General features: G+C 42.9%; 17 protein-coding genes. 9 read left to right on the plus strand and 8 right to left on the minus strand.

Features of this window, described 5'->3' with window-relative positions; translation table 11 throughout:
• Window positions 1-37: 37 nt before the first annotated feature.
• Together I8J31_RS15510 and I8J31_RS15515 are read right to left on the minus strand one after the other, a co-directional pair.
• The gene (locus I8J31_RS15510) at window positions 38-784 is read right to left on the minus strand and encodes a hypothetical protein (protein ID WP_199469486.1); all 747 of its coding nucleotides are present in this window, start codon (window positions 782-784) and stop codon (window positions 38-40) included.
• Entirely contained in the window at window positions 781-1,911 is a 1,131-nt protein-coding gene (locus I8J31_RS15515) for a tRNA-queuosine alpha-mannosyltransferase domain-containing protein (RefSeq protein WP_199469487.1), read from the minus strand. Before I8J31_RS15515 ends, I8J31_RS15510 begins: the two co-directional genes overlap by 4 nt.
• A gap of 81 nt (window positions 1,912-1,992) precedes the next feature.
• Between I8J31_RS15515 and I8J31_RS15520 the strand changes: the two genes are divergently transcribed.
• The gene (locus tag I8J31_RS15520; RefSeq protein WP_199469488.1) at window positions 1,993-2,736 is read left to right on the plus strand and encodes a dienelactone hydrolase family protein; all 744 of its coding nucleotides are present in this window, start codon (window positions 1,993-1,995) and stop codon (window positions 2,734-2,736) included.
• 34 nt (window positions 2,737-2,770) lie between these two features.
• On the opposite strand, the gene I8J31_RS15525 is transcribed toward I8J31_RS15520, so the two are convergent.
• The gene (locus I8J31_RS15525; protein ID WP_199469489.1) at window positions 2,771-3,325 is read right to left on the minus strand and encodes a YaeQ family protein; all 555 of its coding nucleotides are present in this window, start codon (window positions 3,323-3,325) and stop codon (window positions 2,771-2,773) included.
• Between the two features lie 441 nt (window positions 3,326-3,766).
• Here I8J31_RS15525 and I8J31_RS15530 point away from each other — a divergent pair, with 441 nt between their 5' ends.
• On the plus strand, window positions 3,767-3,982 hold the full coding sequence (locus I8J31_RS15530) for a hypothetical protein (protein WP_199469490.1): 216 nt from the start codon (window positions 3,767-3,769) through the stop codon (window positions 3,980-3,982).
• Window positions 3,983-4,183: 201 nt separating this feature from the next.
• Here I8J31_RS15530 and I8J31_RS15535 read toward each other — a convergent pair whose 3' ends face one another.
• From I8J31_RS15535 to I8J31_RS15545, 3 genes are all read right to left on the minus strand, one after another.
• Entirely contained in the window at window positions 4,184-4,639 is a 456-nt protein-coding gene (locus I8J31_RS15535; protein ID WP_199469491.1) for a S24 family peptidase, read from the minus strand.
• Between the two features lie 336 nt (window positions 4,640-4,975).
• On the minus strand, window positions 4,976-5,092 hold the full coding sequence (locus I8J31_RS21045; protein ID WP_199469505.1) for a helix-turn-helix domain-containing protein: 117 nt from the start codon (window positions 5,090-5,092) through the stop codon (window positions 4,976-4,978).
• A gap of 181 nt (window positions 5,093-5,273) precedes the next feature.
• A complete protein-coding gene (locus tag I8J31_RS15545) occupies window positions 5,274-5,483 on the minus strand; it encodes a helix-turn-helix domain-containing protein (protein ID WP_199469492.1) in 210 nt (69 codons plus the stop codon).
• A 50-nt stretch (window positions 5,484-5,533) separates the two neighbouring features.
• Between I8J31_RS15545 and I8J31_RS15550 the strand changes: the two genes are divergently transcribed.
• From I8J31_RS15550 to I8J31_RS15565, 4 genes are all read left to right on the plus strand, one after another.
• A complete protein-coding gene (locus I8J31_RS15550) occupies window positions 5,534-6,223 on the plus strand; it encodes a LexA family protein (RefSeq protein ID WP_233402823.1) in 690 nt (229 codons plus the stop codon).
• Window positions 6,224-6,387: 164 nt separating this feature from the next.
• Entirely contained in the window at window positions 6,388-6,588 is a 201-nt protein-coding gene (csrA, locus tag I8J31_RS15555; RefSeq protein ID WP_199469493.1) for a carbon storage regulator CsrA, read from the plus strand.
• Window positions 6,589-6,779: 191 nt separating this feature from the next.
• On the plus strand, window positions 6,780-7,589 hold the full coding sequence (locus I8J31_RS15560) for an alpha/beta fold hydrolase (protein WP_199469494.1): 810 nt from the start codon (window positions 6,780-6,782) through the stop codon (window positions 7,587-7,589).
• Complete coding sequence (locus I8J31_RS15565; protein ID WP_199469495.1) at window positions 7,589-8,485, plus strand: sensor domain-containing diguanylate cyclase; 897 nt, start codon at window positions 7,589-7,591, stop codon at window positions 8,483-8,485. Before I8J31_RS15560 ends, I8J31_RS15565 begins: the two co-directional genes overlap by 1 nt.
• An 11-nt stretch (window positions 8,486-8,496) precedes the next feature.
• Here the strand turns inward: I8J31_RS15565 and umuD are convergent, their stop codons facing one another.
• Window positions 8,497-8,937: a translesion error-prone DNA polymerase V autoproteolytic subunit gene (gene umuD, locus I8J31_RS15570; protein ID WP_199469496.1), complete on the minus strand. Its 441-nt coding sequence runs from the start codon at window positions 8,935-8,937 to the stop codon at window positions 8,497-8,499.
• Between the two features lie 492 nt (window positions 8,938-9,429).
• Here umuD and I8J31_RS15575 point away from each other — a divergent pair, with 492 nt between their 5' ends.
• On the plus strand, window positions 9,430-9,756 hold the full coding sequence (locus tag I8J31_RS15575; RefSeq protein ID WP_199469497.1) for a hypothetical protein: 327 nt from the start codon (window positions 9,430-9,432) through the stop codon (window positions 9,754-9,756).
• Between the two features lie 138 nt (window positions 9,757-9,894).
• Here the strand turns inward: I8J31_RS15575 and I8J31_RS15580 are convergent, their stop codons facing one another.
• Window positions 9,895-10,542, minus strand: a complete 648-nt coding sequence (locus I8J31_RS15580; protein WP_199469498.1) for a LysE family translocator — start codon at window positions 10,540-10,542, stop codon at window positions 9,895-9,897.
• Window positions 10,543-10,704: 162 nt separating this feature from the next.
• Here I8J31_RS15580 and I8J31_RS21050 point away from each other — a divergent pair, with 162 nt between their 5' ends.
• Together I8J31_RS21050 and I8J31_RS20905 are read left to right on the plus strand one after the other, a co-directional pair.
• The gene (locus I8J31_RS21050; RefSeq protein ID WP_267905900.1) at window positions 10,705-10,830 is read left to right on the plus strand and encodes a hypothetical protein; all 126 of its coding nucleotides are present in this window, start codon (window positions 10,705-10,707) and stop codon (window positions 10,828-10,830) included.
• A 103-nt stretch (window positions 10,831-10,933) separates the two neighbouring features.
• Window positions 10,934-11,194 (plus strand): VF530 family protein, encoded by a 261-nt coding sequence (locus tag I8J31_RS20905; RefSeq protein ID WP_233402824.1) that lies wholly within the window; start codon window positions 10,934-10,936, stop codon window positions 11,192-11,194.
• The last annotated feature ends 315 nt before the right edge of the window (window positions 11,195-11,509 follow it).

Genomic DNA, 11,509 nt, shown 5'->3' on the forward strand with positions numbered 1-11,509 from the left:
AAGAAAAAACGCCGCTCAGTTTAACCCAATCAAAAACCTAGCTCGCCACCCTAGTCGCTCGAATTTGTCTTAGGGATTTCATGCGCTGCCATTTTTTAGTATTGAGTTTTTTATAAATCCACAGACAAGCAATATCAAAACCGAAGTAGAACACGCTAATGCCGCTAGGTGGATTGCTGCTGGTGATAAAAGGAATTTTATCAAACCAGATATCAGGCCAAACCCAACAATCGTAATAGGTACCCAATAGCTCTAAATACACCACCATGAAAAACATAATGAGAAAGAAAAGCTCATTGCCCGTTTTTTTCTTCAGTAATAGCACGACCACTAACATACAGAGAAAGCCCAGTATGTCTTTATCGAAGATCAACCAAAGGCTCGAATAGACCATCATCCCCCAATATAACACCGACTTTATAACGGCTTTATTGGTTTGGATTAATTTTTCTTTATGGATATAAAACACCGCCGCGTACACCAAGCAATGTCCGAGAGGCACATAAATAGGCACATTCTCTAATCGATATTCGTACATGCCCAGTAGGATAGAAAAAACCACTTCGCCAAGGTAAGCGAGCCCCACACCGTACAACATGAGCTTTTGTATTTTTCGTGTCGCTCTTGCATAAACCCAAACGAAGCACAGAAAAACCAGTCCATTCGTTAACCATTGGCTGTATTCCATCCGCTCGGCCACAAACGCGCTGTCCAAAAACAAACCAAACCACAAGACGAGAAGAACAGGAATGTACACCGCTGAATACTGAAGCCTTGCTGTCATTGCGGAAGACCTTCCCCACCGATTGTCTCAATCAGGTCTCGGTACTCTGGCAATAAGTTATCTGCTTGATACTTTTTCATCAGCGGCGCTTGGACGACATTTAGGGCATGCCGTTGTATTAGCGCCACCGCGGCTTTAGCTTCTTGCTGCACATCCTTTATGTGGCTCGTATAAAGATAGCCATCGCCAAACAGTTCTGGGTAAACCTGTCGATTCGGCAAAATAGGCACGCAACCTAACGCCACCGCTTCCAATACAGCGAGTCCTTGAAACTCATGCAGCGCGGTGGAAAGCACAAAGTCCGCTGCCACCAAAAAGGCCAAATAGTCTTCTCTGCTTTCAGCAAAGCCAAATTGCACGATGCGGTGAGAAAACTGCGCTTTGATTTGCTCGAATTCCTGCGGGATGGAGCGAAACTGCTCGCCTAAAATCGCAATTTGATAATCAATAGAGCGGCTTTCTAATTCTTGTAGAATCGCCAGCAATCGATCCGGCCCTTTATCAAATTCCCAACGAGCCGACCAAACCAATTTGATTCGCTTGTCTGGTGTGCGCGCTCTCTTAGGTAAGGCACCGTCACTTGGCAAAGCACTTTCTAATACGATGTCTAACGGAACAGGCAAGACTTGTGCTTTTTCTTCCGTCTTAATCAGCCAATCCGGCGAGACGTAGTCAGGCAGTTTTTTCAACAGCGCTCGTGCCCCATCAAAAAAGGAATCCTTATTAAATTGGCTGTTAAAGACACATTGATCCGCCGCTAACGCGCTGTAGAGGGTAACCATTTGCATTTCTAGCAAGCCTTGTTGCTTGTCACTCACTGGGTAAGCAAATTGATTTTCATGGAAATACAGTAACCAAGGGATGTTTTGTAGATCAGGACAAAAAGCTTTTAGACCGACGCAATCTGTCATGGAAGTGGCGATCACCAGATCGTAGGGTTGTTCCAATAAGGGCTTAAATTTAGGGTCAAAGGCAAAACTCATGGCATTACCGCGAATACGCCACGCAAAATGGCGCGCAGGTAACGACAAATAGCACCAGCGATGGTCACTCAAGCCAGTCATTAGGGTGTTCGCCCACGCTTTGTGGCTGCTGGCTTCGTAGGCACTGATCAGTAAAATTCGCACAGATTCTTGTCTCTTTGCTCTTCGTTTTCTGGGTGAGGTCGCCTATCATGGTGGCAAATAACGACCCCTTTAAGGAATACCATGATCATTCAAAAACAGGATCAAGATATTAACACGCCAACCGGCATCATGCGGTGCACGGTTTATCGCCCACAAGCGGAAGGCCGCTTTCCCTGTATCTTCTTCTATTCTGAAATTTTCCAGCAAACGGCTCCGATTGCTCGCTCGGCGGCCATCATGGCGGGGCACGGTTTTGTGGTCATCGTGCCAGAAGTTTTCCATGAATTGAACCCGATAGGCACTGTGTTAGATTACGACGATGTCGGCAAAGACAAGGGCAATTCAGATAAATTTACCAAGCCACTAGAGGACTATGACAGCGACACGGTTGCCATGATTAGCTACTTCGAGCAGGAAGAGTATTGCACGGGGCAATTCGGCGCCATGGGCGTTTGCTTAGGCGGTCATCTGGCCTATCGCGCGGCACTAAACCCTTGTATTCAAGCGGCTTTCTGCCTGTACGCGACCGATATTCACTCAAATACCCTACCTTGCGCACAAGGCAATGACTCCTTTACTCGTACCGAAGACATTGAAGGGGAATTGGTCATGGTATGGGGCAAGCAAGATCCCCATGTACCGACCACAGGTCGCCAGAAAATTTACCAGCAACTCATCGATACCGACCGTTTATTCACTTGGCATGAAGTCAACGGCCAACATGCCTTTATGCGCGACGAAGGCGATAGATACGACCCAGCCCTCGCCCTAGAGTGCTACAACAAGGCCGTCGCTTTATTTCAGCGCACGCTACATAAAGCCTAGTGATTGAGTGGAACAATACCAATGGGAGGTGAGCTTATTGCTCGCCTCGCCAGTTTGGAGTCAACGCGCATTCACCCAATTCGCCAGAGACCCACATTTCACCGTCTTGAATGGTGACATTTAACTGCATAGAGCGGGCGCAGATTGTCGCTAGGGCTTGGACTTGGGATTCAGGGAATTGCAGTACTCGCATATTATCAAAGCGGCTGTTCTTCCCCTTGTTCTGTTCCCACCAAATATCTGACTTGTCGTTATAGTTAACAATGATAACGTTTTTAGCACGACCACAGGCTTTGCGCAGGCGCTTCTCATCTGGTTGACCCAGCTCTACCCACAACAGGACTTCATCGGAATAATTCTTCTGCCAAAGATCGGGTTCATCTTCGGTACTGATGCCTTTGGTAAAACTTAATTGCTCGCCACCTTCTTTTTCATCGGCTAACAAAGCAAAAGCCGCTAAACGCACCATCATGCGCTCTTCGGTTTCAGACGGGTGTAATGCCAAGGTTAAGTCATAACCTTGGTAGTGATGTCGGTCCATGTCGGACACTTGTACTGATGCTTTATATACCGTTGCTTTCGTTGCCATGGGCTCACTTACTACACTTAATTCAATATCAGAAAAGGACAGTCAAAATTTACGACTGATTATACCGTAAAACACCCATTCAATATGCGAATTTTCCATTAAGATGATAACCCTGAAGAACAAAATATTTTTTCTGGTTATTTATATATAAGTGATTGACATAAGTCAGAAAATATCACTTAATTAAGAAGCTCTCAGAGCGACCATTTATTACACAATTGAATACAACGCACAGATTAAGGAGAAGTAACATGACAAACATTACCATGAATCATATTGCTTCTTTGACGATGGCCATCTGCACCAAGCAAAACCGACCATCTTTGTGCTCAACGCGTTCAATGCCTGTGTAATAAACACCATTGACCGCGGAATTTACGCGGTCACCTATCTAAAAAATACCTCGTAAATTCCGCCAAAAAAACATTATTGGAGAATATTATGAGTATCATTGCCCTATTCAACCTAGCGAAAGAATATTTAGAAGCCCGTCGTACCAATCAGGTATTTCGTCATCTAGACAACCACTACCTCAAAGACATTGGTTTCTACCGCGACAACGGACACATTCGTCCATTGGCTGGCAACAAAGATCTAGAGAGTCAAAGCAAAGAGCAAGCGCCCGTACCGCCGAGAGAACAACCGAGCGACGGGTAATTACCTCGTCACCTTGGACTCGCATACCAAGGTGACGGTAAGCCACTCGGCCGACAGGCCATCCAGCCCTTTATTACCGAGTAATAAAGGGCTTTTTTCAAAATTAACCAACATCAGACAATAAAAAACCACCCGAAGGTGGTTCATATCGATTTATCCATGAAGGTATCAAACTGACTTTCGTTACCCTCTGGACAATACCTAACCGCGCTCTAGCTGGCGTACCACACTGGTCACGACACCAAACACTTCTAGTTTAGGGGCTTCGGCTGGGGCTAACGGCACCACTTTACGCGCGGCATAGGCTTTATTTTTAGGTCGTAATAATACATCAGCCTGCAACTCTAATGTTTTCACTGTCAGTTCACCGAATTCACAAGCAATAACCACATCGCCATGGCGGGCGGTTAACGATCTATCAACGACTAATACGTCACCAGAGTTGATATCGATCTTAGTTTCCGATTCCCCCTGAGCGCGGACAAAAAACGTCGCCGCTGGATCCTGAATACATAATTCATTCAAATCCATCGACTCCTCCGCCAAGCTTTCATCGGCAGAAGAAAGGGCCGCTGATTGCGAATAAAGAGGAATTCGAACACTATTTGCGGCAATAAACGCAGCAGACTCGGATGAGCCAAGATAGGAAACACGCATAACAAAATCTCTCTAATTGCATATGCGTTAATCATAGGTTCGGGAGCCCAAATGACCTAGTAAACTTTAGTAACTTTACATGATAAAAAATACGCAAAAGCTGCATTTTTTCTCTTGACTTAATGAAACAAGAACCCCTCTAAAAAAAGAAGAAAAGCCCTTAAAAATAAGTACCGTTAATCAGGCCAATTAACTCAAGGGATAGCCCCTTTCTTAGCCATGGCAATACATTTTCATGCCAATATGGCATGGGTTTTACAAAAAATTATAAAAGGAAAAAAAGCCTATTTCCCACAAAAAAAATTCGCTTTCTTCATGAGGGCAAATAAAAATACGTCAGACAATGCCGACTATTTTTAACCAACGGGCGGGAGACAACCCAAATGTTTTAGTGAAGTGATTGGTCATATGACTTTGATCACTAAAGCCAGAATATAAAGCCGCATGACTAATGGAATCGCTTTGCTTTTTAGGTTTACCCCCTCCATCTGCTCCCCTAAATCACTCTTCAAAATTTACCTACCCATCATTGTTTACACTGACCTCTGCAATAAACAGCCGTCTTCACAATGAGCAGACTAAATAATAGTTGAACGATTAAAATCTTATAAGATCGTGCCGTTTTAGCTTTGCCTTATCCAGAGCTTGTACTCTCGTGGTCCTGCAATAGCTCACTTTCGGAAACCTGTCCTTGGGTCGCTTGTGAAATACGGCGTATATATTTTGCAGGAGAGCGCTTGTGAAGGTGCAACCAATTCCACACATGGGCTTGCTTTACACCGAGAATATTTGCGAGCGCCGTTTGACTCCCTACAATTTGGACCGCTTTAGCAATGGCTGACATATAACCTCCCTAACAACCTTTATTGTTAGTTTAAATACAGTTTTTATTGTTTGTCAAATACAGAAAAAGTTGTAATCATCAGCATCATGACGATTGCAGACCGAATAAAACAAAAGAGAATCGAACAAGAGCTGACTCAAGCCAAGTTAGCCAAACTTGTTGGCATATCTCAGCAGGCGCTTCAAAAAATTGAAGACGGCAGCACACAAAAACCAAGGGATTTGGTGGAGATTGCGAGCGCTTTAAAATGCACTGCTGAATGGTTAAAATCGGGTGTATTAAGTGAAATCAGAGAACCTGCCCTGCTCTATAATAACCAACAGAAATCCACTTCGTCTTCTTCCTTTATCCATAAAGCCCCTATCATTAGCTATCTCCAAGCCATGCAATGGGCAGAGGGAAAAAGCCCAATAACAAAAGATATAATATGGGAGGAAACGCCTAGCATAGTGGGGGAAAACGCTTTCTGGCTCAGGGTCGTTGGCGACAGCATGACCTCGGCATCTGGCCTTAGCATCCCTGAAGGTTACTTGATTCTGGTGGAACCCAGCCTATCCGCAGACAATGGCGACCTGGTCATCGCTAAGCTTGAAACAGGTAATGAAGTGACCTTCAAAAAACTCGTTATTGACGCTGGTCAAACCTATCTAAAATCACTAAATTCTGATTATCGCCCCATTGAAGCCGATAAAAACTGCCACATTATTGGTGTGGTAAAAGAAGCAAAAATGACGTTTTAAGTGCTTATACCACCACCTCTCTTCCACTTTTTTCTCGCCTAATAGCATCTGCCCACCGCCATACCTTGTTTAACTTACAAGTAAAAATACAAAATTAACTGTTGACATAAAAACAATTTTAACTGTATTTTAAAGGCGTCGAAAACAACCAAAGGATAGGAATTATGTTAATAGTCACTCGACGTCCCGGTGAAACCATCAATATCGGCGATGATATGGAAGTCACAGTATTGGGCATCAAAGGCAACCAAGTTCGCATTGGCATTGCCGCACCAAAAGAAATAGGTGTACATCGCGAAGAAGTCTACCAACGTATTCAGTCCGATAAACATCAGGCGAAAATCAAGCCAATACATTCTGTTTAGTAGGGTGAACATAACCCTCTTTCCATCGACTTTTAAATAGCAAACACAAAAGCTCGCTCCGGCGGGCTTTTTTGCGCCTGTTGTTTAAAGGTTGGTAAAGGTACTATGGTTTACGAAGAACCCGCTACAATAGATACAAGCGTTATAAGAATCTAATTAAAACAAATATTAACAACACGGAAGCGAATGCCATGAGCAGCGTAACATTAGGAAATAACGTAAAAATAATGGGGAAAGAAAACGCCCCCACCCTAATGTTCGCCCATGGCTTTGGCTGCGATCAGAATATGTGGCGCTACATGCTACCCGAATTAGAAAACCATTTTAAAATCGTCGTATTTGATTATGTTGGTTCGGGCAACTCTTTATTAACCGACTATTCAAAGGAAAAATACTCGACACTAGAAGGTTACGCCGAAGACATCATAGATATCATTGAAGAATCTGAATTAAAAGATGTCACCATCGTTGGCCACTCGGTAAGCTCTATTATTGCTTCCATTGCTTCCCTAGAAGCACCAGGACACATAAAAAGCATCGTAATGGTGTGCCCATCGCCCTGTTTTCTCAATATTCCCCCTGATTATGAAGGCGGGTTTGAAAGAAGCGACCTAGAAGAACTCATTGAGTTAATGAGCAAAAACTACATTGGTTGGGCCAATTATTTAGCCCCTCTCGTTATGGGAAGCTCAAACTCACAAGAGCTCATTGGTGAGCTGTCAGGAAGCTTTTGCAGTACCGACCCCCTCATTGCCAAAACCTTTGCTAAAGCAACATTCTTTTCTGATCATAGAGACATCTTAAAAGACATCAGCTGCCCAGTTCTGATACTGCAAAGTCAATCCGATGCATTAGCCGGCACCAATATCGGACAGTATATGAACAAAGAAATCCCCCATAGCGAACTTGCTATTGTCAATGCAGAAGGTCATTGCCTACACATGACAAACCCTCAAGACATTATACCGATTACCCTCAAGTTCATTAAAAATATCGCCTGATGAAAGAAAACATAAATCAAGATTTTAACGATTTTTTTTCTGGTCATATCATTGTAAACAAAGACAGAAAAATTATTTTTTGTAATGTCTATATGTGCGATTTAAGTGGTCACCCTAATGCCAATTTACTGGGTACCCCTATATCTCAATATTTCACTAAAGCCTCGACCATTTTTATTGATAGCTATATATACCCTCTGTTAATTAACCAATCCTATGTACAAGAAATGCAAATGACTTGGCTAGGGAAAAGTGGCAAGAAAATACCCATTGTTGTAAATATAAAACTTGGGGCAGACGGCCTGTCTTATTGGTCACTTTACGTCTGCGAAACTCGTGACAAACTTCAAGACGAACTATTAAAAGCCAATGAAAAGCTCGAGGCTCAGTCTCAAGAACTATTTCGCCTCGCGACAACCGATCCCTTAACAGGCCTCTTAAATAGACGTGAATTACAAGCTCAGGCTCAAAAAATCGCCCATCGAGCAGAGCGAAAATCATCAACCTTTGCCCTGTTTGCTATTGATGTCGATTTTTTCAAACAAGTGAACGACACCCATGGTCACCAGACTGGAGACAAGGTGCTAATTCATCTCGCCAATACCCTCAGCAAAGAACGCAGAAAAAACGATTTAGTGGCAAGAGTGGGCGGTGAAGAGTTTGTATTACTCTTACCAGACATTGATGAAGAGAACGCCTTTCTACTGGCAGAAAAAATAAGAACCTTGATTGGCAAGCAATCGATCGAAAACATAAAAATCACCGTAAGCATCGGCTTAGTCGTCACTCGTCAAAACACCCAAACCGACTTTTACACATTACTCACCTTATCTGATAAAGCACTCTATGAGGCCAAAAACGCAGGGAGAAACAGAACCCACATTGCTCAACATTAAAAAGCTTATTATTAGTGGTTCCCTAACTGACGAACCACACTTCTCACTACACCAAACACTTCGAATTCAGACGCCTCGGTAACCGGAATCGGTGAATAGGCTTTATTCTTAGGACGAAGCAACACCTCTGGTTTTAACTCTAACGCCTTCACCGTCATTTCCCCATGAATACTGGCAATGATAATATCCCCGTGTTTTGCCGTTAGCGAACGATCGACAACAAGCACATCTCCCGAAACAACCCCGACATCCCGCATAGATTCCCCCTTTGCCCGTGCAAAAAAAGTCGCTGCCGGATGAGGAATGCAAAGCGCATTCGAATTCAAATCTCGCTCAGCTAATTCCTGAACAGGAGAAGAAAGCCCCACCCTTTCTACATAAAGCGGAATCTGAACACTGTTCGCATCAATAAAGGATTGAAGATGAGACACCCCAAGATAAGTTACCCGCATAAAACACACCAAAATATACTGTATATATGTACAGTATAGTTTTAAACGTCACGAATAACCAAGTAAAATTTTCTACAACGAAGAATTTTCGACTCATAGCCATAAGCGAAGTTTCAGGAAAGGCTGGTTCTAAACTTCATCAACTCCAAACCTTTTATCGCTTTCCTCTCCTAGGGCCCAATTTAAAAGCCTCATCTGTCTCTTTTTGCTTATCGTTTAAATGGTCGATATTTATACAGACATCGACTTATTAGGTTAGTATTTGAACAGCAATAAACTACCACGTAGAATCATCCGTAAACTATCAATAAACCAAAATATGCCACTCAATTCAGACCCTTTAGAAGAAAATGGCAAAGACACCTACCGTGACTTCCTTTGACCAACAAAGCGATTTTTAACATGGTAATACGCTAAAAGGCATAAGACTGAGGCACATTGATTTACATAAACTTACAGACTAAAATGCACTCAACCAATAAGGAAATCATTATGATTAAATTAAATAAAACCCTCTTCGTTTCTACTTGTTTAGTTGCTGCCATGTCTACTTCAGCAATAGCACGGGAAAACCGAACTACCCTGTGCGTACACGACAACCAAACACGCATTATCGACATTGTTTACTCTGGTGAGGGTAACGTTCCCTGTGAAGTGCAATACACAAAATTAGGGGAAACAAAAACATTGTGGAGCGCAAACTACAAAGTTGGCTATTGCGAAAACAAAGCCACGGCTTTCGTAGAAAAGCAAATAGGCTGGGGCTGGTCTTGTGACCTCGTTGCTCATGATGAAATGAAAGAAGAAACAGCCCAGTAGTATGTAAACCATTATAAAAAACACTAAAAAGCCCACATTTGTGGGCTTTTTAGTGTTTGTTGTTTAGAGAATCAATGAAGGTAAAGTTGGCGAGGTTTGGATAGCGCCAATTTGTCACTAACTCTCAACCCCACCCCGTTATATTTTTTTACTGATACTGGCAGAAGCGGCTAATGCGCCACCTAAGAAAACAAATACACTACCAACAGTACGGTTAACAAATGTCATATGACGAACATTAGACAGAAAAGGACTTATTTTTGAACCAATACTTGCATACATAAACATAGATGCACAATCGATGAAGAACCAAGTAGATGCAAGCACTATATATTGTTCAACCTGTGGCAACTCAGCGTTCATAAAGCTAGGAAATAGCGCAATAAAAAACAACAAATCTTTAGGGTTACTGATACCGACCATAAAGCCTTTTCGAAAACGTGAGTACCATGAATAATTAATCAGCGGATTGCTAGACGATGCATGACTTTCTATTTTTATAGCGCCCTCTTTCCAAGCTGTCCAGCCTAAAAAAATCAGATAACAGGCACCAATAATTTTCACAATAAAGAAAAGCGTTTCAGAGGCGACCAAGATCGCGCCAAGGCCAACAGCCGAAATAAACATTAGAACCAGTGCAGCAATAGCGCCTCCTAAAACGGTCGGTATTGCTTTTTTATTACCAAATTTCAAGCCATCCGCTACGCATAATAAAGTAGAAGGACCAGGGCTAAGTATCAATATACTGATCACGCTTATGTAAAGTAACCACATGCTTAATTCCATACATTCCTCATTAATTAAATAATTTATTAATACAGTACATTTTATTCATACCCTGAAAAAACAAGAGATTAGAGAAGAAGCTGTACAGTAAACCATTACTTTTAGTATCTGTCGTTTAAAAAACTCTATGGGGACGTTTTGTGTGGCTTGTTAAGGTTGCCGATGCTGTCATTCGCTCTGCCCTTCTCAGACTTGGGTGTTTTATTGTTGGCAGAATCGGATGGCTTTGATGATGTGGACAAGCTCGATTATCCGGCGCTGGATGAAACATTGCTAACTTTGGTTTGACTCAATTTATTCCACAGCGGCTGAGACTAAGCTTTACTATATTGTCTAAAGCGTCACAGGTATGATGACATTCAAACCTTTCGACTTATTACCGGACACTTTTATGAACGACGAGATCAACAACCCACTTCACGGTCTGGGATTACAAGAGCTGCTCACCCAGGTAGTTGATCACTACGGTTTTAAAATTCTCTACGCTTATCTAAACATCAACTGTTTCAAAACTAACCCTAGCATTGAATCCAGTGTGAAGTTTCTCAAGAAAACGGAATGGCCACGGGAGAAAGTGGAAATATTCTATCTTTATACGTTTAAAAACCTGCCGCGTGTTTCTTCTGAGCAATTTGAATTGCCACCTAGATAGCACATTACCCCTGAAGGACAAGCCCCACCGCGAACCTGCAGAACTCAGTCTGGAAGATGCTGAACGCGTACGAGAGAAGCAGGCACTGAAAGCGGCTGAGCATGGCAAGACGAAAAGTTACCGAAACCGCAAGTTTGATTGATGTGCCCTTCGGTCATTAGGCGCGGGGTGGTGGGCAAGGTGAGGCAGAGAGCGTTAGTAGAAAAACCACCAACCCCCTTGGTATGACAGGGTTTGAAAGGTGGTTGATGAGATGGACGCTCCTCATTACGGGGTCAATGCGCCAAACTGAAAGTTCTAAACAACAGTTAAGCA

This window comes from Marinomonas transparens (assembly GCF_016463975.1).
GTDB classification, from domain to species: Bacteria; Pseudomonadota; Gammaproteobacteria; order Pseudomonadales; family Marinomonadaceae; genus Marinomonas; species Marinomonas transparens.